The sequence below is a fragment of the Paraburkholderia sp. BL17N1 genome (assembly GCF_003634175.1).
Taxonomy (GTDB): Bacteria; Pseudomonadota; Gammaproteobacteria; order Burkholderiales; family Burkholderiaceae; genus Paraburkholderia.
On the sequence record NZ_RBIW01000002.1, the window covers coordinates 78,899 to 103,509 of the forward strand.

19 protein-coding genes are annotated in these 24,611 nt (G+C 61.9%); 4 read left to right on the forward strand and 15 right to left on the reverse strand.

The genetic code is table 11. The annotated features are described in order from the left end of the window. Positions 1-15: 15 nt before the first annotated feature. The 7 genes from B0G82_RS20255 to B0G82_RS20285 form a co-directional block, all read right to left on the reverse strand. Positions 16-765 (reverse strand): electron transfer flavoprotein subunit beta/FixA family protein, encoded by a 750-nt coding sequence (locus B0G82_RS20255; protein ID WP_121308812.1) that lies wholly within the window; start codon positions 763-765, stop codon positions 16-18. 30 nt (positions 766-795) lie between these two features. Beyond that, positions 796-1,194, reverse strand: coding sequence for a DUF4148 domain-containing protein (locus tag B0G82_RS20260; protein ID WP_158608173.1), 399 nt, complete (start codon positions 1,192-1,194; stop codon positions 796-798). A 197-nt stretch (positions 1,195-1,391) separates the two neighbouring features. Next, on the reverse strand, positions 1,392-2,681 hold the full coding sequence (locus tag B0G82_RS20265; protein WP_116121069.1) for an acyl-CoA dehydrogenase family protein: 1,290 nt from the start codon (positions 2,679-2,681) through the stop codon (positions 1,392-1,394). A gap of 43 nt (positions 2,682-2,724) precedes the next feature. Next, the gene (locus tag B0G82_RS20270) at positions 2,725-4,098 is read right to left on the reverse strand and encodes an FAD-binding oxidoreductase (RefSeq protein ID WP_241974984.1); all 1,374 of its coding nucleotides are present in this window, start codon (positions 4,096-4,098) and stop codon (positions 2,725-2,727) included. Between the two features lie 119 nt (positions 4,099-4,217). Then, positions 4,218-5,459 (reverse strand): thiolase family protein, encoded by a 1,242-nt coding sequence (locus tag B0G82_RS20275; RefSeq protein WP_106285742.1) that lies wholly within the window; start codon positions 5,457-5,459, stop codon positions 4,218-4,220. Between the two features lie 16 nt (positions 5,460-5,475). After that, on the reverse strand, positions 5,476-7,029 hold the full coding sequence (locus B0G82_RS20280) for an AMP-binding protein (protein WP_121308815.1): 1,554 nt from the start codon (positions 7,027-7,029) through the stop codon (positions 5,476-5,478). 165 nt (positions 7,030-7,194) lie between these two features. Continuing rightward, the gene (locus B0G82_RS20285; RefSeq protein WP_121308816.1) at positions 7,195-8,328 is read right to left on the reverse strand and encodes a DUF5938 domain-containing protein; all 1,134 of its coding nucleotides are present in this window, start codon (positions 8,326-8,328) and stop codon (positions 7,195-7,197) included. Positions 8,329-8,830: 502 nt separating this feature from the next. On the opposite strand from B0G82_RS20285, the gene B0G82_RS20290 reads away from it, so the two are divergent. Beyond that, on the forward strand, positions 8,831-10,252 hold the full coding sequence (locus B0G82_RS20290; protein ID WP_116121061.1) for a TetR/AcrR family transcriptional regulator: 1,422 nt from the start codon (positions 8,831-8,833) through the stop codon (positions 10,250-10,252). Positions 10,253-10,336: 84 nt separating this feature from the next. On the opposite strand, the gene B0G82_RS20295 is transcribed toward B0G82_RS20290, so the two are convergent. From B0G82_RS20295 to B0G82_RS20330, 8 genes are all read right to left on the reverse strand, one after another. Then, positions 10,337-11,017 (reverse strand): c-type cytochrome, encoded by a 681-nt coding sequence (locus B0G82_RS20295; RefSeq protein ID WP_121308817.1) that lies wholly within the window; start codon positions 11,015-11,017, stop codon positions 10,337-10,339. Continuing rightward, a complete protein-coding gene (locus B0G82_RS20300) occupies positions 11,018-12,520 on the reverse strand; it encodes an FAD-dependent oxidoreductase (RefSeq protein WP_241974753.1) in 1,503 nt (500 codons plus the stop codon). 66 nt (positions 12,521-12,586) lie between these two features. Continuing rightward, entirely contained in the window at positions 12,587-13,567 is a 981-nt protein-coding gene (locus B0G82_RS20305) for a YCF48-related protein (protein WP_121308818.1), read from the reverse strand. 30 nt (positions 13,568-13,597) lie between these two features. Further along, positions 13,598-15,955 (reverse strand): efflux RND transporter permease subunit, encoded by a 2,358-nt coding sequence (locus B0G82_RS20310; RefSeq protein WP_121308819.1) that lies wholly within the window; start codon positions 15,953-15,955, stop codon positions 13,598-13,600. Positions 15,956-16,017: 62 nt separating this feature from the next. Continuing rightward, positions 16,018-17,847: a DUF1302 domain-containing protein gene (locus B0G82_RS20315; protein WP_121308820.1), complete on the reverse strand. Its 1,830-nt coding sequence runs from the start codon at positions 17,845-17,847 to the stop codon at positions 16,018-16,020. 75 nt (positions 17,848-17,922) lie between these two features. Further along, positions 17,923-19,287: a DUF1329 domain-containing protein gene (locus B0G82_RS20320; protein ID WP_106285751.1), complete on the reverse strand. Its 1,365-nt coding sequence runs from the start codon at positions 19,285-19,287 to the stop codon at positions 17,923-17,925. A gap of 76 nt (positions 19,288-19,363) precedes the next feature. Next, entirely contained in the window at positions 19,364-19,777 is a 414-nt protein-coding gene (locus tag B0G82_RS20325) for a RidA family protein (RefSeq protein ID WP_121308821.1), read from the reverse strand. 870 nt (positions 19,778-20,647) lie between these two features. Further along, positions 20,648-21,478, reverse strand: coding sequence for a phytanoyl-CoA dioxygenase family protein (locus tag B0G82_RS20330; protein WP_116121050.1), 831 nt, complete (start codon positions 21,476-21,478; stop codon positions 20,648-20,650). 590 nt (positions 21,479-22,068) lie between these two features. On the opposite strand from B0G82_RS20330, the gene B0G82_RS20335 reads away from it, so the two are divergent. Genes B0G82_RS20335 through B0G82_RS20345 form a run of 3 tightly spaced genes read left to right on the forward strand, consistent with a single transcriptional unit; the run spans position 22,069 to position 24,597 of the window. Beyond that, positions 22,069-22,743 (forward strand): histidine phosphatase family protein, encoded by a 675-nt coding sequence (locus B0G82_RS20335; protein ID WP_121308822.1) that lies wholly within the window; start codon positions 22,069-22,071, stop codon positions 22,741-22,743. Positions 22,744-22,767: 24 nt separating this feature from the next. Continuing rightward, entirely contained in the window at positions 22,768-23,796 is a 1,029-nt protein-coding gene (locus B0G82_RS20340; RefSeq protein ID WP_121308823.1) for a phosphotransferase family protein, read from the forward strand. Positions 23,797-23,832: 36 nt separating this feature from the next. Beyond that, positions 23,833-24,597, forward strand: coding sequence for an SDR family oxidoreductase (locus B0G82_RS20345; RefSeq protein WP_121308824.1), 765 nt, complete (start codon positions 23,833-23,835; stop codon positions 24,595-24,597). The last annotated feature ends 14 nt before the right edge of the window (positions 24,598-24,611 follow it).

The window sequence follows — 24,611 nt, forward strand, 5'->3', positions numbered from 1 at the left end:
TCTTTCCGTTCCCTCTTACAGCACCTTGGCTTCGGTCTTCAGCTTCTCGACCAGCGTCTTCACGTCCCGCACCTTCACGCCGGCCGCGCGCTTCGGCGGCTCGACCACCTTCAGCGTCTTCAGACGCGGCGCGACATCGACGCCGAGGTCTTCCGGCTTCACCGTTTCCAGCGGCTTCTTCTTCGCCTTCATGATGTTCGGCAGCGTCACGTAACGCGGCTCGTTCAGGCGCAGGTCGGTCGTGACCACGGCCGGCAGCGTCAGGGACAGCGTCTCCGCGCCGCCGTCCACTTCACGCGCAACCGTGGCCTTGCCATCGGCGATCGTCACCTTCGACGCGAACGTCGCTTGCGGGAGACCCGCCAGCGCGGCCAGCATCTGGCCCGTCTGGTTCGAGTCGTCGTCGATCGCCTGCTTGCCGAGGATCACCAGCTGCGGCTGTTCCTTGTCGACCAGCGCTTTCAGAATCTTCGCGACGGCCAGCGGCTCGACGCTGTCGTTCGACTCGACGAGGATCGCGCGATCCGCGCCGATCGCCAGCGCCCCCCGCAATGTCTCCTGGCATGTGCTCGCGCCACACGAAACGACAATCACCTCCGTCGCAACGCCGGCCTCCTTCAGCCGCACCGCCTCCTCGACCGCGATTTCGTCGAATGGATTGATGCTCATCTTCACGTTCGCCAAATCGACTCCCGATCCGTCAGCCTTGACGCGAACTTTCACATTCGCATCAACGACACGCTTCACCGCTACCAGCACTTTCATTTCGTCTCCTGATTCAATCCTCGACGCTGCTTACTGGCTCGCGTCAGGAAGCACTCCGTCGTCTTTCCACGCCTGCTCGAGCCGCAGATATCGCGCGCGATTCCGTGAAATCGTGTCCGCGTTCGGCGGGTAGTCGAAGCCACGCGATGGAAGCATCCCCGCCTCTCCTGCCTGCAGGATTTCCGCCTGCACTTGGGCCCGGGTTTTTCCCGAAACCGGACTGGCGCTTGCCGCCTGAGCCATGTTCACGTTTGCTTTCGCCGTCGCTGCGTCCGATTCGGCCGGATTCTCACTCGACAAAGCCAGCGAATGCGGAATCGATCGGTCAGGACGAGATACTCCGCCTCCGCGGGCGTGGGCAACAACAGCCACGGAAACCAACAGGACCGCCATCGAAACTTGTTTCGAAATACTAATCATATTCACCATGACCTCCTTAATGGAAACGTCACGTTGTGCCATGCTCCATAACTGGGCTCGCCGGGCAAGGCGCTCCACGATTCAAATACAGCGTCGTATTGCACCGGCCTCTCAAACAAATGCGGTCCGAAACGCTCGGCCGCTGCCCGTCGCGGAATCTGGAGATGCGCCGCCCGCTCCAACCCGGGAACGACGGCGCGTCCCGCTTATTCCTTCGTCCAGCCGTTCTGATAGAGCCGGCTTGCGAGCACGCCAAGGCGCATTGTGAGGTGGTAGTTTTCGCCGTCTTCGATCAACGCGGACCGGACGTCGCGGAAGAGCTTCTCGATCGGATACTCGCGCGTGGTCCCGTTGCCGCCGAAGAGCTGGAATGCCTCGTGCGTGATCTTCATGGCTTCCTCTGTCACGCTGACCTTGGCCTGCGCAGTCGCGTAGGGATGGGTTTGCGGCGACATCCGCGCGAACGCGAGACTGCGACGGGCAATGGCACGTGCCATCTCCAGCCGGCGCAGCATGTCGCCCAGGCGCAGTTGCGTCATTTGGTGCTCGATGAGGAAGCCGCCGCCCTGCTTGCGTTCGTGGCAATAGGCCAGCGCCATTTCAAACGCGGCGCGAGCCACGCCGGTAAAGACCTGGCACATATGCGTTCCACCGAATGACCACGTCGAGGTCAGGTTGCCGAGGTATTCATCCTTCATCGCAATGGCGAAACGCTTCGGAACCCTGACGTTGTCGAAGAAGATCTCGCCCTGCGGCAGCGCGCGCTGGCCGATCTTGTCCAGCGGCTTGCCTCGCGAGATGCCTGGCAGATCGAGCGGAATGATCATGCCAATACCGTTCGTTTGGGCAGCGTTCTCGCCGGTACCGTAGAAACCATCCCCATAGTCCGCTGCCATGTAGGCGAGCGCGACCTGTGCCACCGATCCGTTCGACACCCACGACGAGTACTGCCCGTTGATGATGATCTCGTCTGCACCGACCTTGGCGTAGACGTTCCCGACCGGCTGCTTGCCATGCGCGCTGATCTCTTCGCGGTAGAGAATCGCCCCGTCAGAACCGCGATCGGGCTGCGTATTCGCCCAGCAGCCGATCTTGCCGGTACACATGTCGATCAGTTCCTGATTGCCGACCGATTGAGCCATCATCAACGGCATGCCCGCAACACCGAGCGAAACCGCCAGACCGGAATCGCCCCAGCCGAGCTCTTCGCCGATAATCGACTCGATCCGAACACCCATCTCTGGCGGGAATTGCGCAATCAGTTGCGGGTCGAGCCCGAGCTTTGCGCTCTCGATCATGGCCGTCCAGTATGGCGACCCGGGGGCAATCACATCTTCCGGCGTCATGCGGTCGAGCTCCCGGCCAATCGGACGAAGCACGTCGCGCGCAAAGCGGTGGACGCTGCTCTGGATCGCACTTTCCTCTTCACTCAGCGGCGTCTCGAAACCGGTCAGCCCGGCCGCTGGCAACTCCACGTTTTTCTTCAGGCGAATCATTTTGTGCTCCTCCTTTCCTTTTGCAGTTAAAAAGCGCTTGCCTTTATGCCTTGGCGCCTCTCACCTTACTGTTGACCCAGTCGTCCATGATGGCCGCGCCAGCCAGCGCCCCTTTCATGGCACACCATCGAAATGGTTCGGGAAGCGTCGAGGGCGACTCGTGGCGCACCGCCGTGAGCAGCGGCGGCTCGGTACCGAGAATCCGTTGGGCAATCATGTGGCCGACCATGGATTGGGCCGCCACACCATGCCCCGAACACCCGGCGGAGTAGTAAATGTTCTGGTTCGCTCCGGTCGTGCCGACCACCGGGAGCGCATCGTTGGCGAAGCTGATATAGCCGCTCCAACACGCCCGCATCGCAACGTCTTTCAAGGTCGGGAAACGGTCGCGCATGGCGATCCTCAGCTCACGGTACTGATCGTAGTCAGGTACATTCGGCGTCTTCGATCCGTACGGATAGTTGAGTCGCTTGGTGGTCACCAGCAGCGTGTTTTGCGCTGTCACCCGATGGCTTTCCATGACCCAATGTGCAGTCATGATGCCTTCGCGTCGCGCCCAGCCCAACGATTTCAGTTGTGCCGCGGAAAGCGGTTCGGTCTCCATGGCTGATACCCGCAAGGGCACCACCTTGTCCGCAAGCAGGCCGAGCTGCGGGGTATAAGCGTTCGTGGCGAGCATCAGCACTGGAGCACTTGCGCTACCGTGCGGCGTTTTCACCTGAATCAGGGGCCCTTCCGTATAGGACAGCAGCGGCGTGTTCTCGTAGAGCTTCACACCCGCCCGAAGTGCTGCGCGCCGCAAACCCATCACATACTTGCCCGGGTGGAGCGTGCCGCCGCGCGGTGTGTACTCACCAAACAGGAACGCCGGGGGAATGCCCCGTGCCCGCATCTGAGCCTCGTCCAGAAACGCTGACTGGACACCAAACTCCGCGCTCGCCTGTACGCCCTCGCGTACTTTTTTTTCCTGTGACGAATCAATGCCCGCGCGAATCAACCCGGACGGGTTGTAGTCGCAGTCGATGCCGTGCTCCTTGAGCTTGCCTTCAACGAAGGGGACAGCGTCTTCGTAGTAGCGGACAATCTCCTGCGCGCGTTCTTTGCCGACATCCTTGAGGAACAGATCGTATTCAAGCGCAATAGCACCGCCCAGGTAGCCGGCATTGCGCCCGCTTGCGCCAAAGCCTGCAAACTCACGCTCGAGGACAATCACTTTCGCACCCTGCCTGGCAAGTTCCAGTGCAGCGGAAAGGCCTGCGAAGCCAGCACCCACGACGATCACATCCGCGCTGACATCGCCCTCAAGCGCGGATTGCATGTCATCGGGCTTCTCGACCCATCCGCCCAGCGCCCGATATTTTTCAAGGTCGGCCACTTCTTTGGCGTCATCCCGCGGCGCCGTGAGCGCACTCTGCATGGCTGCGGCGGCCGGCACGACAACGGCAGTCGCTACTGCACCTTTTACGAAAGTACGCCTCGTCAGTCCGGATTGACCGGCCTGCTTGGTATCGAGCCCCTTGGTCATCTCAAGCTCCGTCAATCTTTACTCAAAATATGAACGGCAAGCGCTGCTTCTTCGATTCCCTGGAAGCCTCCCCCGTTTTCCTGAATCGCATGCCGCGCGCCGAGCACCTGGCGTGCACCGGCCTCCCCACGCAATTGCGTGACCAGTTCATAGAGTTGACCGATACCGGTCGCGCCGATCGGATGGCCCTTCGATTCGAGACCACCGGACGTATTGATGGGCATACGTCCGCCGATCGTGAAATCGCCTCGTTCGGCAGCGGGGCCACCTTGACCGAGCGCGACCAACCCAAGGTTTTCGGCCTGGATGATTTCGCCCATCGCCGAGGCATCGTGGACCTCGGCTACATCCATGTCCTCGGGGCCCAGTCCGGCCTGCTCGTATGCCTGTAGCGCCGCCAAGCGACCGATGTGTTTTTCCGGCTCTTCGATGCGCCGATGCGTGAAGCTGCGGATCACACTTGCCGCGATCCGGATGCAACGCTTGCGATCGGCACCGATGCGGCGCAGGCCCTCTTCCGTGCAGAGGATGGCCGCGGCAGCCCCGTCCGTCACCGGCGCGCACATCGGCAGTGTGATCGGATAGGTGATCGGCGGCGCCGCGAGTACCTCGTCGATCGTGAACGGCTTGCGGAATTGCGAAAGCGGGTTGTGCACCGAGTGTCCGTGGTTCTTTGCCGAGACCGCAGCGATCTGACGCTGCGTCGTGCCGTAGGTCTTCATGTGATAGCGGCACATCGCCGCGTAGACCGACATGAAGCGGCTGTAGGGCCGGTCTGATTCCGAGCCGGGTGGCGGCTCAACGCCCTCGCCCATCCTCATCAGGTGAGCAAAGTTTTCCTCGACACGCGACACGTCCCACCCGCCCTCGAACAGCGCGAAGGATTTCGCCTTGTCCGGCACGTTCATCTTTTCCGCGCCGATGGCCAATGCCACATCGCATACGCCCGCTTTCAGGCTTTGCGCAGCCAGGTGCACGGCGGTGCTGCCGGACGCACACGCGTTCTCGACGTTGAAAACCGGAATGCCTTCGAGACCGATCTTGCTGAACACAACCTGTCCTGGAATCGACAGTTGACCTTGCAACGGACCATTGGTAATGCCGCCATAGTAGGCCGCACCGATCGCGTCGGCGTTGCAGCCTGCGTCCTGCAGCGCACCGCGCAGCGCGTCGCCAGCGAGGTCGTCGATTGTGCGTTCGAGGTGACGGCCAAACACCGTCATGGCGATGCCGGCAATGTAGATGTTGCTCATTCGTCTATCGCTCGTCTCAGATTTTGCGTTGCTGACCTTGCCAGTACTGCTCGCGCAAGTCTTTCTTCAACACCTTGCCGATCGTGCTGCGCGGCAGTGCGCCGACAAAGTCCACGCTCTTCGGCGCCTTGACCGAACCGAGCTTCTCCTTGCACAAGGCAACGAGTTCCTCGGCGCTTACCGTCTGGCCCACGTTGAGCTCCACGACGGCCTTCACCGCCTCGCCCCACTTGTCGTCGGGCACACCGATCACTGCGCAATCCTGCACCGCCGGATGCGCCCAGATCACCTGCTCGATCTCGCTCGGGTACACGTTGAAGCCGCCGCTGATGATCATGTCCTTCTTGCGGTCGGTGATATGCAGGTAGCCTTCGGCGTCGAGATGGCCGACGTCGCCAGTGTGCAGCCAGCCGCCGACGATGGTCTCGGCGGTCTTGTCCGGTGCCTTGTAATAGCCCTTCATGATGAGGTCACCGCGCACGCAGATTTCGCCGGTCTCGCCTTGCGGCAGCGCCTCGCCCTGGTCGTTCATGATCTCGACGCGGATCAGCGGGTTCGGTCGGCCCACCGACGAGAGCCGTTCATCAGACGCGATCTTGCCGTCGACGAAATGCTCGGCGGGCGCCATGTTAGAGATCGATGCCGCGGCCTCGGTCTGCCCGTAACCACCGGCCATCACCGGACCGAATACTTCGATGGCGCGCTTGAGCTTCTCCACCGACATCGGTGCGGCGCCGTACAGGAAATACTTGAGCGACGAGAAGTCCTGCTGCTCGATGCCGGGGATGTCGAGCAGGCGATAGATAACCGTGGGAGGCAAAAAGAACTCGGTGACGCGATGCCTGGCAATGGCGGCGAGCAGCAGCGCGGGATCCGGCTTCGAGAGCACGACCACCGTGCCTCCGCGTGCGGTACACGGCAGCGACATCATCCCCGCGGTATGCGTCATGGGCGCAGCGGCAAGATTCACCGGGCGCTGCGTTCCATATGGGAACGCGATCATGAATTGCGCGAAGTACGTCTGGAACGCACGGTGCGTGTTCATGACGCCCTTCGGGGCACCCGTGGTACCACCCGTTGCCGACAACGTGACGATATCGTCCATGTCGTACTCCACGCGCGGCATGGTGGTCAGGTGACCGTCGCTCCAGGTGGCGAGCGACGGTGCCCACGGAAGTTCAGCGTCAACGCACACCCACAGCTTGACCTTCGGCAGGCTGGACCGCAGTTCTTCCAGAATCGGTGCACATGCCTGGGTGAAGAACAGCGCTTCACAGTCGAAAGCGTCCAGCACGTATTGGTTCTCGGCCGCCGCGTTGCGCCCGTTGACGGGGATGTACACCATGCCGGCGCGCCACATGCCGAGCGCGCAGCCCCACCCCATTACGTCGTTGTCCGCCCACACCGCTGCCTTGGCTTCCTTTTCGAACCCGGCAGCCAGCAGCCCGTTGGCGATGCGGCACGAAAGCTCGCCGATCTCCTGAAACGAAAAGCTGCGCTCGCCCTGGATATAAGCGATGCCGTGGGGGTTGATGCGCCACCCGCGGTCGAAAAAATCAATGATTGCCATTTTTGTATTCCTCTGGAGCCGTACCAGGTCGATGACGGAACGACACATGCCTGCCGCAAACGGGTCGAAATTGATTTTCGGTGCCGCCCCGAGATCGCATCCGGGGCGTGCTTCGTGTGTCCTGCTACGGCCTGACGTTAAAGTCAGAGTCGCATGACGACTTAACTACAGCTGCGAGATCGTGGCGCGCGCCAAGCCGCGCTGCTCAAGGAAGCCGAGCAGGTAGCGATGCCCGAACGCCTGCGAGCCGGACGCGAACCCGACCTTGGCGGCATCGCCGTCGATCAGCTTGATCGCGCCGGCGGCCTGGATAGCACCCGTCGAGATATACGGCGTGATCCCGTGCACGGTCGCGCGCACCGCAGCGAGCTGACCCCGGCCAATTGCAAAGTCAACGGTACGGTGAGACGACGTGCGCTCGCGCGGCGGCATGATCGGCGTAGTCGAATCGACGAGCTTAGCCAGCACCGTGTCCTGCTGCTCGCGCGACAGGTGCGCGTACTCGGCATCCCACTTTTGGCCGAGCTCATGGACCATTCGCATCGCGTTGTTGTCGTAGAAGCCAACGCTCGAGATGCAACTGCGCACGCGCGAATCGTGCTGGAAGTACACCGGCAGCGAAGTGCCTCCCCACGGCAGAGCGAATACCGGTTGCAGGAAATCGGGGGAGGCGACGGAGAACGAAGCGTGCTTCTCGTGCAGCACCAGCTCCTTTTCCCACAGATAGCAGGATTCCTGACGATAGCTTTCGAAGATGGTGGCGGCGGAGCCCACGCTCACGCCGGCACCAGCGCCACGCAGTCCGCGCGCCAGGGTCGCTGTCTCCAACGCATCGACACCCGGCGTCTCGAGCGCCAGTTCGGCCGCAATTTCAGCGAACGTGTACATGTACGCGTTCGACGGCGACGCCAGCAAGCCGGCCTGACGGAACTGCTCGCCAAACTGATCGCGCACCTGGCGGATGAAGTGCTGCTCGCCGGTGGTATCAAGGTAATGGCACCCTGCCTTGAGTGCCGCCTCCACCGCAACCAGCCCAAAATTGAAGAACGGACCAACGGTGTTGCACACAACCTTTGCGCCGCTGAATGCCTTCGCGAGCGAATCCACGTTGTGTTCCACTTCGAGGATTTCGTATTTGGCCGACTCGAGGCGCACGACACGCTGCGCCATCATCTCCTTCGCCCGGCCTGCGTTGCGCGCGACCGCGGTGAACGGGATGTTCTGATCGATCAGCCAGTCCATGATCAACATGCCGGTGTAACCGCTTGCGCCATAGACGACGACGGGGTGCTTTGCCATGGTTGTCTCCTGATATCTCTGTTGTTGAACATCGGGTTAATCAAATCGATGCGGGAAGCTGCCCTGCGCGTCAGTCGGTCGAAGCCGGTGCGGCATGTCTGCTCGATCTCCAGATCGAGCGATGCGTCCCATTCTGCCTTCGCCACCACATCTCGACGTTTTTATGGCCTACAAACTGAATTTAGTTGGCCCAATATTAACGTTGATACGGCCTACAAGCAAGGTGATCGCGATAGGGAAAACACCGACCAAACGCGGCACAAAAGATGTCGCATCGAGGCAATTTCGCGTTTTGCGGGAGACGGGTGGCGCGGCTGCCGAAGCGTCCGGTACGTGGCTGGTGTGGGCGGAGGGGCGTGCAGGAAGTCCGGCTGTGGTCAACGGCTGTTCTCAGGTAACCGCTATGGACACGCCCAGGCATGGAAAATCGGCGCGGCGTTCCCCCCTTCCGTCGTATCGGCCTATAATTTGGACTGTCTTTTAACGTGATGGGAGAGCCAAAGTGCAAAATGGCGCGGTCAAGCAAAACAACCCTGACCATTCCGAAGAAACCAGGCAGCCGTCAACGCGACGAAATCGGGAACTGCGTATCCGGGAGATCCTTGGTACTGCGCGCCAGGTATTTCAGGAGGATGGCTATGCCGGATTCGCGACACGCCGCGTGGCGGATCGCATGGGCATCACACACGGAAATCTCCAGTACTACTTTCGAACGAAAGATGAATTGCTGAGCACGGCGCTGCGGGCATACATGAGCCAGGTCATGGCGGACTACACCGCGATCGCGAGTCGTCCGGGCACCGGTGCAGCGCAACGTTGCTCTGCGCTGATCAACCATATTTTCCAGACCATCAACGAGACCGATCTGCCGAAGTTCATGGTGGAACTCATGGCGTTCGCCTCACGTGAAGCCTATGCCACTGAACTGCTGCACGAGGTTCAGGTGCGGTTTCGAGGGATCCTTGCGAAGTTATTGTCAGAACTCCATCCGACGCTGACCGGCGAAGAGTGCCTGGTGCGTGCGGCTGTGATCGTCGCGCAGATCGACGGCATGACTATATTCGCCTCCCACGGCGATTACCTCGGAAAGGACTATATCGAGTTCGTTCGTGTGACGAAGCGCACCATCAAAATGGTGGTGAGCGCGCCTACAGAGATGCTGGAAAGCGAAGCGCTCGTTCGTGCCGCTCACGGCAGTGGCGATACCCAGGGCAGCATCTTTGGGGAGGGTGGGCGGTTCCCGCCAGAGTTGCTGGATCTGCGGGCGCAGCACTCGGCTCAGGACGCCTTCCATTACCGACCGACGGCGCAGGGAAAGCGTAGAGAAACCAAGATCAACGAGATCATCTCTACCGCCGGCAACCTGCTAGCGGCAGAAGGCTATGCGAGCTTCTCGTTGGCGCGGGTGGCCAGAGAGCTTGGCATCCTGCCGTCCGCGCTCCAAAACTATTTCCCGACCCACGATGACCTGCTCCGCTCGACCATTGGCGCGCTGACGCAGGCTTATCTGGACCACTACGCGGATGTCGGCAAGCCGAGTGGCAAACCGGCGCTAGAACGTCTGTGCGATATCGCCGCGTCCGTCGCTGCGGAAGCTGCAGACCCTGCGGTGTTTCGACTCTGGGCAGAGATGTTTGCACTAGCCCAGCATTCGGACATCACGCGTGAAATCGTGGGAGGCGTCTATGCCGCCTACCGGGTAAGCTACGCTGATCTCATCCGTGAGATTGATTCGTCGGCGACCGCGCGCGAATGCCTCGCTCGCGCGACACTTATCGCAGCACTGATGGATGGTGCATCGCTTCTGAGGTTTGGCTCGCAAGCCCAAGGTGTGAACATGAACCGCGTAGTGGATCTGATGATAGCGATCACGCCTCGCATCGCACGCGGACACCTTGCCACAAGCGACACGGCATCCGATTGATTGGCGGAACGCCCCATCCAGGTGGCATGCCTGCGGCGCCCTCGCAGGGTACCAGGCGTGAACATCTCAGGCCCTCCCGGCAAATCAGCGAGCAGCGATGCCCTCCCGGACCGGCGACACTCCGGCCAGGTAGTGGGCAACTGCGGAAATGTCTTCGCTCGACAGTGTTGCAGCGATGCTGTTCATGGCGGCGGTCGGGTCCTTGCGTGCGCCCGCCTTGAACTCCGCTAGCTGCTTCGCGAGATAGTCTCGCCCCTGTCCTGCCAAACGCGCCGCCGAGTCCTTGCCCATCAGGTTCGCGCCGTGGCACGCCTGGCAACTTCGGGCTTGGACCAACGCCAGCCCGCGCTTTTCGAGCTTTGCATCGGCCGGGACACCTTCGTTTCGGGCTGGCGTCTGCTGCGCGAAATAGGTTGCGAATGCGTCGATCTGCGCATCGGTGAGGCCCTTCGCGAGCGGCCCCATGTACGGGTTGGGCCGCTGGTCATTGGCAAACGCGTGCAACTGGGCTGCGATATAGGCCTTGGGCTGGCCCGACAGCGCCGGGTACCAGGCGTTGAGCGACTGGCCCCGTGGGCCGTGACAGACGAAGCAAGTCTCCTGCGGCTGCGGCCACGGGCCGGCGTTGGCCTTGCTGGCCTCGCCGATCTGGGACATGGCCTTTTCATAGCGCATGCCATCCGTCAAATCGCGTCCGTAGAGCACGCCCGCGCCGACCGCTGCCGCAACTGCCACGATGGCGACCATGAATAAGGTCCGCTGCATTTACGCCACCTCGCCTTGATGGGCCAGAGCCGCCAGTGCTTGCAACGCGGCCCGGTGGCCGGAACGCACCGCACCGTCCATCGCGCCGGCCCAGATGTCGGCCGTCTCGGTACCCGACCATATCAGCTTGCCGATCGACGGATGAAGGAACTTCCCCCACGTCGTCAGGAAGCGGGGCGGCAAAGGATGAATGCATTGCAGCGTCCACGGATCGACTTTGCCCCAGTCCAGGTCGTGGAACTGCTTCGGCTGCAGCGCCTTGCCTCCAAATGCCTTGGCGTAAATCGCCGACAGCATCTGCTCGGCCGCCTTGGCATGACTTGGCAGCGAAGCCGGCGACACGAATGCGCTGATGATGCCAACCGACAGGTCGGGAGGCGAGTTGTCATAGGCCATGGAAACGGGGCCACCGACCTGGAAGATCTGGCCGTTCAGGCCGTCGTCCCGCCAGAACGGCCTCTCATAGACGTGCACCGTCTTGCGCATCGGCGCGTTCGCCGGCCAGCGCCGCTGCAATTGCGTGCGCCCTTCGGGCAACGGGGGATCGTAGACGACCTGGTTGCACAGCGCCGGATTCATCGCAACGATGACGCGGCGCGCGCGCACCACACCCTGGTCGGTGTGGACCTCGACAACGTCACGATTCCAGCCGGCAATCTTGCGTACCGGGCTGGCCAGTCGGACCTTGTCGCCCAGGCCCTTCGCCATCTTGATGCTGAGGATCTGTGAGCCGCCGACGAAGCGCGTTTCCTGCGCGCCGCCCTTGGTCGATTCGAGCTGGTCCAGGCTGTTGCTTGCGCTGTTGATCATCGACAGATAGAACAGCAGCCCGAGCTGTGCGGGGGCACCGCCCGTCGTCAGCTTCGCGGCCAGGCCCATGAAGTATCCATCCTCATACTTCAAGCCTTGTTTCAACAACCAGTCACCGTATGTCAGCTTGTCGAGCTCGGCCGCATCCTTCGCTTCCCACGGTGCATCGGAAGGCACGCCGCGTGCGAGTTCTCCGAGCTTCGCGCCGATCGCATCGTCGGTGCCGATGCCGCCGTGAAAATCCTGCGCCACCCTGACATCACCAGCCAGCACCGTGGTCTTGCCCGCGTAGAAAGTCGGGAAGGTATCGACTTCAAGCTCGCGTGCCAGATCGGCAATGGCCGTCTGGCCGGGCCCGATCCACTGACCGCCGGCTTCCGACACCACACCGTTTCCAAGGTCATGGTTGTACGTGCGTCCGCCAACGCGGTTGCGCGCCTCCAACACGACGAACGATTCGCACCCGGCGCGCTTCAAGTCACGCGCGGCCGTCAGCCCCGCCAGCCCGGCACCGATGATGGCGACGTCCAGGATGCTTTGATCCGCCGGTGCCGCGACAGCACCTTCAGCCATCGATACCTTGCCAGCCACCAGCGATGCGGCGCCCACAGCCGCCATACGCAGGAGTTGGCGCCGGGTCGGTACATCCGGTTGGTGTTCCGGCATTGCACTCGATGCTATGTCGTCCTTCATTTTCTTTTTCACTCTTCAGGTATGCCCAGGGTGCCTGATGCGTCTGGACCAGAATCAAAAGTCTGCTCAAAGCCCAGTCAGTACACCATCCTGCGAAAACAACATCGGTTTCCCGCGCGCGTCGATCAGCGCGGCGGTGAGCGTCGCGCGATCCGCGCGCTGCGCGACATCGACCGGGCCGCCCGCGACGCGCTGCGTGAACGTCAGCCCGTCGAGCCCGACGCCGACCAGCCCGCCGCCGGTCGCGACCAGATCGGTGATCGAGCTGTGCGCGCCCGTATTCAGCGCGGCCCACGTCGTGCCGCCGTCGCGACTCTCGAACAGGCTGCCGAGCAGGCCGCCGACCACGATCCGGCCATCCGGCATCGCAACGCCCGACCACAACGTGCCCTTGCCGCCGGTCGGCAGATAGGCCCAGTTCGCGCCGGCATCGGCCGACTTGAGCACCATCCCTTGCTCGGACACGATGTAGAGCGCGTGTGCGGAGTCCGCAAACACGTGATAGAGATTGCGGTCGGCCTTGCCGCCGCCGGGCGGCTTCGGCAACGTCGTGCGTGCCCACGTCTTGCCGCCGTCGTGCGTCTGCAGCATCAGCGACCACAGGCCGACGGCAATGCCGTCCCGCGCGCTGGTGAACAGCACCGAGAACAGCGGCTGGTCGACCGACGTATCGAGCCGCTGCGCGACCCACGTGTCGCCGCCGTCGTCGGTCACGAGAATCGCCCCCCACTGGCCGACGGCCCAGCCGTGCTTCGCATCCGCGAACGACACGGCCGACAGCGTCGCCGACACCGGCACGCGTCGCGCCTGCCGCCAGGTCTTGCCGTCGTCGTCGGACAGCAGCACGATGCCGTGCTCGCCGACCGCGACGATCCGCGACCCGGCGCGTGTCGCGTCCATCAGCATCATGTGGGTCGGCGCCGCCCACACGTGCGCCGGCTTCGCCGACCAGGCTGCGATCGTTCCGTCGGGTTCGGCCAAAGCCAACGGGGCTGCGTATACCGTCGCCGCGGCAAGCACGATTCCGGCTACAAGAGTCTTGATCATGGCTATGTCTCTGAAATTGGGGCGCCGACGTCAGTGGATCAGCACGCTGGGCGCATGCGCCGGCTTGCTGCGCGGAAACCAGCGCTCGAGGACCGACGCCAGCGCCGGCAGCACCGTCATCGCCATCACCAGATTCACGAGGAACATGAACGCGAGCAGCTTGCCCATGTCGGCCTGAAACTTCAGCGCGGAAAAGCCCCACGTCGCGACGCCGACCGCCAGCGTGATCGCCGTGAAGATCGTCGCCACGCACTCGAACTCCAGCGCGCGTTCCATCGCCGTCAGCATCGGATCGCCATCGGCCAGGTGCATCTGCAACCGGTTATAGATGTAAAGCGCGTAGTCCACGCCGATCCCCACCGCCAGCACCATCACCGGCAGCGTGGCCACCGTCAGACCGATCCTGAGCTCCTTCATGAACCAGTAGCCGATGAAGGTCGCCACCGACAGCGGCACACAGCAGGCCACCATCGCGCGCCAGTCGCGGTACGCCACGAACACGAGAATGACGATCGCCGCGTACACGTACAGCATCATCGGCAGTTCGCTCTTCTCTACCTCGTCGTTGGTGGCGGCGAGCACGCCCGCGTTGCCCGCCGCGAGGCGGAGGTGGACGCCGGGGAACGGGTGCGACGCGGCGTATTGCTTCAGGTCGGCGAGGATCCGGTTGATCGTCGTCGCCTTGTGATCGGTCAGGAACAGGTGGACGGCGGTCATGCTGCAGTCCGCTTTCATGAAGCCCTTGATGCGCTGGACATCGACCGACACCGCGCCGTAGTTCTCGGCGTCGATTGGCACGACGTTCATCTTCGGGAAGTCTTCGTTGTAGCCCGCGTTGTAGGTGCGCAGCAGTCCCGAGTACGACTGCACCGACACCACGCCCGGCTCGGTGCGCATCGCCGCCGAGAATTCGTCTTCATACTGACCGACCGCCGGGTTGTCGCACGCCTTGCCGTTCGACTCGACCGCCACCGTCAGCCAGTCCAGACCCATGTCGTAGTTGCGGGCGATCGACGTCGCGTCACGGTTGAAGCGCGCATCTTCGCGCAGCTCCGGTGCGCCCGGCTGCAGCGTGCCGATCACGCGGTCGCGGCTCTGCCACACCGCTAGCGCAAACACCACCAGCGTCACGGCCAGCATCGCCTCCGCCACCTTCGGCTGGGCCACCCGCGCGAGCGGGCGCAGCAGCGCCGAGCGCCGCGCCTGACGCTTCTGGGCCTTTTCGGCATACGCCTGGGTGACGTTGAAATAGGACGCCGCGACCGGCAGCAGGATAAGGTTCGTGACGATCTTGTATCCCACGCCCAGCGACGCGGTGATCGCCAGTTCGCGCACCATCGGAATCGGGATCAGCAGCAGCGTGATGAACGACACGAACGCGGTGACGAGCGCCAGCACACCCGGGATCAGCAGGCCGATGAAACTATGGCGCGCCGCATCGAACGAGCTATGTCCGCGTGCGATCTGCCGCACGATGAAGTTGACCTGCTGCACGCCGTGCGAGACCCCGATGGAGAACACCAGGAACGGCACCAGCACCGCGAGCGGGTCGAGCCCGAAACCCAGCAGCTTCAGCGTGCCGAACTGCCAGACCAGCGACGACAGCGAGCAGACGATCAGCAGCACCGTCAGGCGCACCGAGCGGCAATACGTGTAGACCGCGAGCGCGGTCAGCAACAGCGCGATCGCGCAGAAGCCCAGCACGCCGGTCGCCCCGTCGGCGATGTCACCGATCTGCTTCGCGAAGCCGATGATCTGCACTTCGTAGCCGGCATCCTCGAACGCGCGGATCTTCGCTTCGAGCGTATGGTTGAACGCCACGTAGTCGAGCACCTTGCCGGTCGCGTCGCGCTCGTTCAGTTCGGCGGTGATCATCGCGCTGTCTTCGTTGTGCGACACGAGTGTGCCGATATAGCCGCCCGCCGTCGTCGCGTGACGGATCTTCGCGACGATCTCCGGCGTCAGCTGATCCGGCGTGACGTTGCCCGAGATGACCGGTTCCGCACGGAAACCTTCGTCGGTGATTTCGTTGACGAACGCGTTCGGTGTCCATAGTGAGCGCACCCCGACGCGATCGACGTTCGGCAGATAGATGACGGCCTGGGTGACCTTGTACAGGCGCGTCAACCCTTGCGGCGTCCAGATCGAGCCATGCCGCGCGCGCACGACGACCGTGATCCGGTTCGCGCCAAGCAGATCGTTCCGGTATTTCTGGAACGTGCGGATGTATTCATGGCCGATCGGCATCTGCTTTTCGAAGCCGGCATCCATCCGCAGTTGCACGGCAAACACCGCCATCACAGCAGTAAACAGACCGATCACGCCGATCACGAGCGCGCGATGGCCGAAGAAGGCCTTTTCCAGGCGGCTGACTAGACGTTTCAACACGACATTACCCCTTAAATCTCCCGACGACGCACGCGGTGCGCCGTCGGTCGCCAATCGATCCGTCAGAAGTTCCGGGTGACGAACAACCCGACGAAGTTCCGGTCCGAATACGGATTCCCCACGGTGTTATGGCCGCCCCAGAACATCGTGTAGTTGATGCCGGCCTGCCAGGTGGTCGGGTTCTGGTTGAACAGCACGTAGAGGTTCAACGACTTCGCGCCCTGCATGTAGTTCGCGCTGAGCGTTGGCGTGTACCCGTAAAGGCTATCGGCGAAGGTCACGCCCGGCGTAACCTGCCAGCCGTGAATCAGCGTACCGTCGTAAGTCCAGTTGAAGTCGACTGTCGCGCCCACGGAACTCGAGGTGCCCTGCGCCATGCCGATCGGATAGCCGAAACCCGAGTTGTTGTTCAGCCACGGCAGGTAGCCCGCCTGCGGCACCTGCGTCACCCCCTGTCCGTTGATCGTGTGCGTGATGCCGCTCGACCTCAGGCCCGGGTAGTAGATCCACGTCAGTTCCGCGCTCAGCGTCGCTGAATCCGCGCCGATCAGCTTCAGGAACGGATACTCGCTGCGCGTAAGGGCGAGGATGCCGTTGATGTCGTACTGAAACTTCTTCATGTCGGTCCACTGCTGGCAGTTAACACCTGGCACACCATTGGTGTTCAGATCAAGCGGGCCACCAGCGCCATAGCAACTCGACAGCGCCACGGCGTCATGAGGCCGGTACGAGAGCTCCGTGCCGATCGCCCAGTCGCCCAGCCCGAAATTCGCGCTGACGCCGAACAGTTGCCGGTTCTGCAGATACGACCACTGCTCGGTCCCGTTGGCCAGTGACGAAAGCACAGGGGACTTGTCCGTGTAGTTGATGTAGTAGAACGCGAAGTTCGCTCCGAAGGAGCGCGGCGCATAGTTAAACTTGAAGCCGAACTGCGGCTTGTACTTCGACGGCGCCTGCCAGTTGACGGGAAGACCGATATCAAAGAAGGGCGGCCCGGCGAATGCGCCATTGACGAGACCGTTGTTGATTCCGTCGAGCACATTCTGGTTGCCGCTATTCGACCCGGCAATCGTCCCCGCACTGGGACCCGCCGCGTTGAGGTTAGCCGTGCTGATCGTGAGCGGTTGCGTGCCGCGGCCCAAGCTGTTCGTCGTCGACCAGTAAGACCCGACGGGCGGATAGCGGTTTCCGTTCCAATTGAACTGGTAGTAATCCTCAGTACTGAATCCATGCGAAAGATCGGCCGCGAAGCTGACCATCGGCGCGGGAAGCAGCGCCTGCTTGAGTTGCGAACCCGGTACCAGCAGCTTCTGGATGTCGAGCGAATTCGTGGTATTGATGCCGCCCTGTGCGAACAAGCTCTCGCCCCAGTTGATCACCTGATTGCCCAGCCGAACGTGAGCGGACCGCCCGCCGATCGTGAAATCTTTCTGGCCCCACAGGTCGAGCAATTGGGCATCGTAGACGACCTGCGCCGATGCGGTGCTCGACAGTGGCGTTCTCGCTGTGTCTTTCGCGAGGAAGTCGTACATCCCTGTGCCGCGGATCATGAACTTGAGACCGGCGCTCGGCATCTTCATCAGCAGCTCGCTGGTCGCGCTCACGTAGGTACTGAAGGCCTGTCCTTTACGGTAATTCAGGTCACCGTTGTCGCCGAATCCCCATTGATTGGTGTTGGCCGCCGCGCCGCACCCCCCGGAATTGGGATCGCCTGTCAGCGAGCAGCTCGGGCTCTTGGTCCGGATCGCCACGCCTGCCGTCAGGTTGGTCACCCACGAGCCCGTGAGATCGTTGATCCCTGTCGTGAACTCGTAACCGTACGCGCTCGACGCTGCCGCTCCGAACATGGCCAGCGATACCGCAACATATCTGCCGATAATCTTCGTTTTCATGGTTCTGCCCTGCCGTCCTCCTCCAAGCCGGCACACGCGATTCGCGTGCGCCGGACCCTGACCTCCCAGCGAGCGTCAGCGCTCGCTTACCGACCGCAGCGACTCCGCCGAATAGAAGTCAACCTTGAAGCGCGGATCGTTGATCTGCTGGTACCAGTGGATGTCTTTGCCCTGACCGAAGGTGGATGAATCGACCAGGTAACGTCCGTTGGTCAGGTCGTACTGTGCCCAGACCTCGTTGTCGCAGGCGCCACCCAGCTCCCACACCGGGATCGGATAGCTCTCGCGCACCTTCCAGAGCTTGCCCTGCGCGTCATAGTCCTCGCCTACAAGCGCGAGCCAGCTATCCTCGTCCAGGTAAAAGACCTTCTTCGACGCGGCGTGACGCGCCGTCGGCTTGAGCGTCGCCTCGACCACCCAGACGCGGTGCACCTCGTAGCGACGGTGCCCGGATGCGAGGCCATTGGGCGTGGCGGCGTCATGCAGCTTGTCCTTGAAGTTGTACATGCCGAAATCGTCATACGGGACAATCATTTCCTTCTTGCCCGCCAGCTTCCAGTTGAAGCGGTCGATGGAGCCGTTGAACATGTTGAATTCATCGACCAGGTACTGGTTCTCGAAGCCGATCAGCGGCGCGTCGTGCGTGTAGGCCGGCATGCGTCTTACCCGTCGCTGTCCGGGAAAGTAGTAGTAGGTTTCCGAGTCCTTGTCGAAATACTGACGCTGCACGAAGGCCTGTCCGGCCAGCGCCGCGGGCGAATTCATCTGGAAGTAGATGGCGTTGCTGAGCTGGTCGACGTCCTGCGGGGTGGTCTTGCCAACCTTGCCCGACGGGAAGTAGTACACCTGCGGCCCGACAACATCGATCGCTTCGCCGCCACCCGGGCGAGACGAAACGGTAGTTTGATCCGTTGGCCATTCAATGCCTTCGCCCCGGTATCGCGTTTCGTAGTTCAGGATCGCTTCAGCCCCGTTCTTCGGCTGCGGGAATGCGACGCCCGGAAGCGCCGCGGTCTGCAGTTGCTCGCCCGTTGAATCGAGTTTTGCCGCCGTGAGATTCTCCCTGGAGTTCTGCGCAACGAAGTCTGGCACCTGGCATTCGCGATGCGATGGATATACATCCATCCGGTAGCCCTTCTGCTGCTTGAGCAGTGCAATCTGGCCCGGCGTCAGCTGGTCAGCGTATTTATCGACGTTCGATGCGTCAATCGAGTACAACGGCTTCTCGTTCTTGTGCTTCCAGAAATCACCGCGAACCTTGCCCCACTCCCAGCCAGGCTCCGCAGACTGCTTGCCCGTATAGGCCGGCACCGCGCCATCCTTGCTCGCCGCCCGATCGCCGCCTTCGGGCGTAAGGTCGTCCGCAACGGCCGCTCCGGCCATCAGCAGAAAGGCGGCCGCAATGGCGGACAAGGCTCCGATGGTGTGCTTTTTCATCATGACTCTCCTTCCGATCTCACTCTTATATGTAAGACGTGGTATCTGATTCATTCCTGACGCGTCGCGGCCGAACCGCTCAGCCTTCGCCGGACCCCGCCACCGCCACCGCGCGAATCTCGACGCACAGACCGGGAAGGGCCAACTGCGTCACACCCACGGCGGTCCATGACGGATAGCGGCTCGGGAAGTACTGATCCTTGATCGTCGTGAACGCTTCCAATTCGCCGCGCAAATCAGTGTGGAAGGTTGTCAGTTCAACGACGTCAGCCAGGCTCGCACCGGCTTCTTCGAGCACGAGCTTCAGGCACTCGAACGCGATCTGTGCCTGCGCCTGCATGCCTTCAGCGGGCTTTACGTCTGCGTCGACCCCGACCTGACCGGAGACCCAGATCGTGTCGCCCACGCGTGTCGCCGGCGAGAAGTGGTACGCGTCGTAGAACGCCTGAAACGGCGGCGGAACAATCGATTGACGCTTCGTGGTCACTGCCATGATGTGAACCTCTCTACCTGGATGAATTGACGAAAACAGGGGGTGCAAAACCGGCTGCTCCACCCTTCAAATTGAAATCTCGTTGAGAAACAGAGCGGCCGCCACCTTTCCAGCCATCGCCTTTCGCAAGCCCGCCTCAAACCACGTATCATCGGCCTACAAATAACGTCTATATGGCCAAATATTAGCGGCGACCCGGCCCATAAGCAAGGTCGTCACGCTAGGGAGAAACACTGACTGAACGACGCGAAAACGATTTGATTCGGTTACCGAAGCAGTCGCGAGCACGCGAGTTCTGGGTTGTCAAGGCTGACAACTCATTGCCGGGTGTGCGAGTCAAGCATGTTCTTAAGCGATTGGAGAAAGCAGGAGGCTTGTCCACATCCATGAACGTGGACAACGATTCGGAGATCGCCGGCAAGACGCATCGATGCGTGGGTCTACGAAACTGGTGTGACGCTATCGTTCATCCGCTGGCCGACAAGCATTCCATTCGGATTGCTAAAGAGTGATAAAGGAATTGATGCTTTCGCGACCTCGAGGTACACAACGAGCCCGTCTGCAAACTCCTGACGAAGGCGCGCACGAGGAAAAATTCTGCTGTTCAACCTGAAACTGCGTGGCGCGGGTCCGGTTCAGCGATTCGTTGAGCGATCGCCAGGTTCGGTCAACCGCGCATGGGCCCTGCAGCATGGCGCATCGCCAGCGCGCGGACGGTATCGGCCAAGGCTGTCGCGATTCGGTTCTGGAAGTACGTATCGCGACAGTTCATGAACGTTTCCGACCGCGCCCTGGCAGAATAAAGTTAAGTGCCGTGCGAACACGGCATCGAAAATTATGATCGTCGCGCCCGGTTCGATGTCCTGCGGGTCATCGCAGCTGCGTGCAAGAAGACGACCGGTACGGTTCGCCCGGTTCCAGCGACGGATCGTTGAGTTCACTGATGTCATAAGGGAAGTTGCACCCGCGGGTCGGCAGAGGCCGGTAATACACCTTGTCGCCGTAGAACCGGTAGACCAGCGTGTGGCGATCGGGGCAATCCGGGGTCACTGGAGCGCCGCCGTGCAGCATGCCGGAATGAAACACCAGCGCATCGCCAGGCTCCAGATCCCAGGTAAAGACATCCCACGCCGCCGGGTCCTTGGCGCGGTCGGCCTCGATATCGGGGAGCCGGGGCCACTCGCAATCGATCCACAGCGGCGCGGTGTGGTCATTCGCATCGTTGTAGGAAGTGCCGTTGTACTGAACACCGGCGTGCGAACCGCGGACGAATTCGAGTGCGTTATGCCGGGGAATCTTTTCGAAGCTGGTCCAGATGTTGAGCATCTGCGGCCCGCTCACCGGCACGTACGAGTTGTCCTGGTGCCACGGCGACCGACCGGCATTGCCGCCCTTCTTGATGAACAGTTCTTCTCCGACAAACCACAGGTTCTCAGTGTCCCAGAGAGACGCCACGAATTCATCGAGTCCCAATTCCTTGACCGTCGCGACGTGCACATCGCGGTTCTCGACGTTGCCGTAGTCGTTAAAGGTCTCATAGGGCGTCCCCTCATAGGCCAGGCCGTGCAACGGGCTCGGGTGAGCGATCCCATAGTCGAAAGCCTCCCGCATCCGCTTGAGCCGCTCCGGCGAGAACAGACCTCGGACGACGATGGCACCGTCACGCGCCAAGTCCCGCTTCATTTGCTCTGTCACTTGCATGGAAATCTCCTCCTTCCTCTTTGACAACAACGTTTGCAATACATCGGGTGTCGATGTCCGATCTGTTCAACCACGCACATGCTCAACGCCCGATAAGTGCACCGGGTCGCAGCGCAGGCCGCCGCATGATTGCCATCCAGCTTGCGGCCAGCGGCCGCTGCCCTTTCAAATCACCCTTGTCAATATTACGTATTGTCGGCCTATAAATAACGTCTTACCGGCCAAATATTAGCGGCGCATAGGCCTACAATCAAGGTGAATGAGCTAGGGGGAAACACCAACTGAATTGCGCCCAACCGATTGGGTGCGGTCACCGAAGCGCCGGTGCTAGCGCGCGCGAGTTCCCGAGGCGCTGTGCGCGGAATACGCCGATCGAGACGCAACGCCGCGCGTGGAAGTCGACCGGGCGAGACTTCCCACGCATCGCCGAGCACAGCGCCGATGTATTTCCCGTGTGCTGTTCCCGGGATCGATCGGCTCATGCGATCATCCATCACCACCGTGAATGACCACGCATTCAAAAAATAAAGTTCATCAATACCGGCGACGCCCCTAAGCTGCTTCCACCGACTTGAATCGCGGAAGAAGCAATGGCAGAACTCTTTCTGGTGCGGCACGGACAGGCGTCGCTGGGCAGCCAGGACTACGATCGTCTCTCGGATACCGGCAAACAGCAGAGCATCTGGCTCGGTGAGCATTTCGCGCGCAACGGCATCCGATTCGATCGGGTGATGACCGGCTCGCTGCTGCGTCACGCCGAGACGCTCGACGCGATCCGCCTCGCCACATCGGGTGCAGACGTCGAATGCGAGATTCATCCCGGACTCGACGAATACGACTTTCACGCCCTCTTTCGCGCCCTGTGCGATAAAGATCTCCGTCTCGTCGAATCCGCGAAACGCAGCCCGCGTGAATTCTTCAAGGCATTGCGGGCGGTCCTGCATCTCTGGTGTGAATGCGCCCTCGACGATCGCGTGCCCGAAACATGGCGCGCGTTCCAGAAGCGCGTGGCCGCCGCGCGCGCGGCCATTCAGCAATGCGGCGCACGACGCGTCCTGGTGGTCACTTCGGGCGGCGTGATAGGCGCTTTCATGCAGCAGATCTTGCAAGCCCCTGCTGCGATGGCCATCGAACTCAACATGCAGGTCCGCAACAGCAGCGTCACGCATTGCTTCTTCAACCGCGAAGCGATTCAGCTATCGAGCTTCAACGGCATCGCGCATCTCGACGATCCACTGCGTCGCGCGTTTCAAACCTACGGTTAGTCCATCTGTCATGCACGGAAGCATATGAACAGCGAACGATCCAGCTCGTCTCTCGACATCGACCGGCTCACGCCTTATCTCGAGCAACATCTCCCTGGCTTTCGTGGGCCGGTGCATGCGACGAAGTTCGCGGGCGGCCAGTCCAACCCTACGTGGCTACTCGACGCACAAGGCCGCCGCTATGTCCTGCGCCGCCAGCCGCCTGGGACTTTGCTCAAGTCCGCTCACGCAGTCGATCGCGAGTTTCGCGTGCTGAGCGCGCTCGCGCAAACGCCGGTTCCCGTGGCGCGCGTCTGGCATCTCTGTGAAGACCGCGACATCATCGGCAGCCTGTTCTATGTGATGAGCTACGAGCCCGGCCGCATCTTCTGGAACCCTGCCCCGCCCGAAGTCGATCGCGACGCGCGGCGCGACTACTACACATCGATCGTTTCGACACTCGCGGCACTCCATGACGTCGATCCGGAAAGCGTCGGTCTCGGTGACTATGGCCGGCCCGGCAACTACTTTCAGCGACAGGTCGAACTCTGGACGAAGCAGTATCGCGCTTCCGAAACGGAGCGGATCCCGCCGATGGAAGCGCTCATCGACTGGCTGCCGAGCCATTGCCAGACCGATTCGCCACGCCCGGCGCTCGTGCACGGCGATTTCCGCATCGACAACCTCATCTTTGCCGACGTCGCGCCGCGCGTGCGTGCCGTGCTCGACTGGGAACTCTCGACCCTCGGCAATCCGCTCGCGGACCTCGCGTACTTCTGCATGTGCCTGCGCCTGCCGTCGAAGGGGCATATCACCGGGCTTCGCGGTCACGATCGCACTGCGCTGGGCATCCCCGAGGAGGAGGAGATCCTCGCACAGTACTGCGCATTGCGCGGTCTGAGCGACATCGGCAACTGGAACTTCTGTCTCGCATTCAGCTTCTTCCGCCTCGCCTCGATCGCTCAGGGCGTGAAGGCGCGCGCGTTGCAGGGCAATGCATCGAGCGCGGATGCGCACGAGGTCGGCCGCATGGTCGAACCGCTCGCCCGGCTCGCCGAGGACCTGCTCGCGTAGCGGACGATCTTTCTCAACCCGTCAAAAGGAACGACATTGACTACGAAACTCTTCGACCTCACGGGACGCGTCGCCCTCGTGACGGGCGCGAGCCGCGGCATCGGCGAGGCCATCGCGGCGCTGCTGGCCGAACAAGGTGCACATGTCATCGTATCGAGCCGCAAAGTGGAAGATTGCGAATCGGTCGCCGCGCGCATCCGCGTATCGGGCGCCAGCGCTGAAGCGTTCGCATGCCACGTCGGCCGCATGGAAGATATCGCGCTCATGTTCAGCCATATCCGCGAGAAGCACGGCCGGCTCGACATACTCGTCAACAACGCCGCGGCCAATCCGTACTTCGGCCATATCCTCGATACGGACCTCGCCGCCTACAACAAGACCGTCGATGTGAACCTGCGCGGATACTTCTTCATGTCCGTCGAAGCCGGCAAGATGATGAAGGCGCAGGGCCGCGGCAGCATCGTCAACACGGCTTCCGTCAACGCGCTCCAGCCGGGCGACATGCAGGGCATTTACTCGATCACCAAAGCGGCCGTCGTCAACATGACGAAGGCGTTCGCGAAAGAGTGCGGCCCGTTCGGCATCCGCGTGAATGCGATTCTGCCGGGCCTCACCAAAACGAAGTTCGCCGGCGCGCTGTTCGATGACAAGGCGGTCTACGAGCGCTGGATCAACGCGATCCCGCTGCGCCGCCACGGCGAACCCGACGAAATGGCCGGCACCGTGCTCTATCTCGTATCCGATGCGGCGAGCTATACGAACGGCGAATGCATCGTCGTCGATGGCGGCCTGACGATCTAGCCAACCGCGCGAAA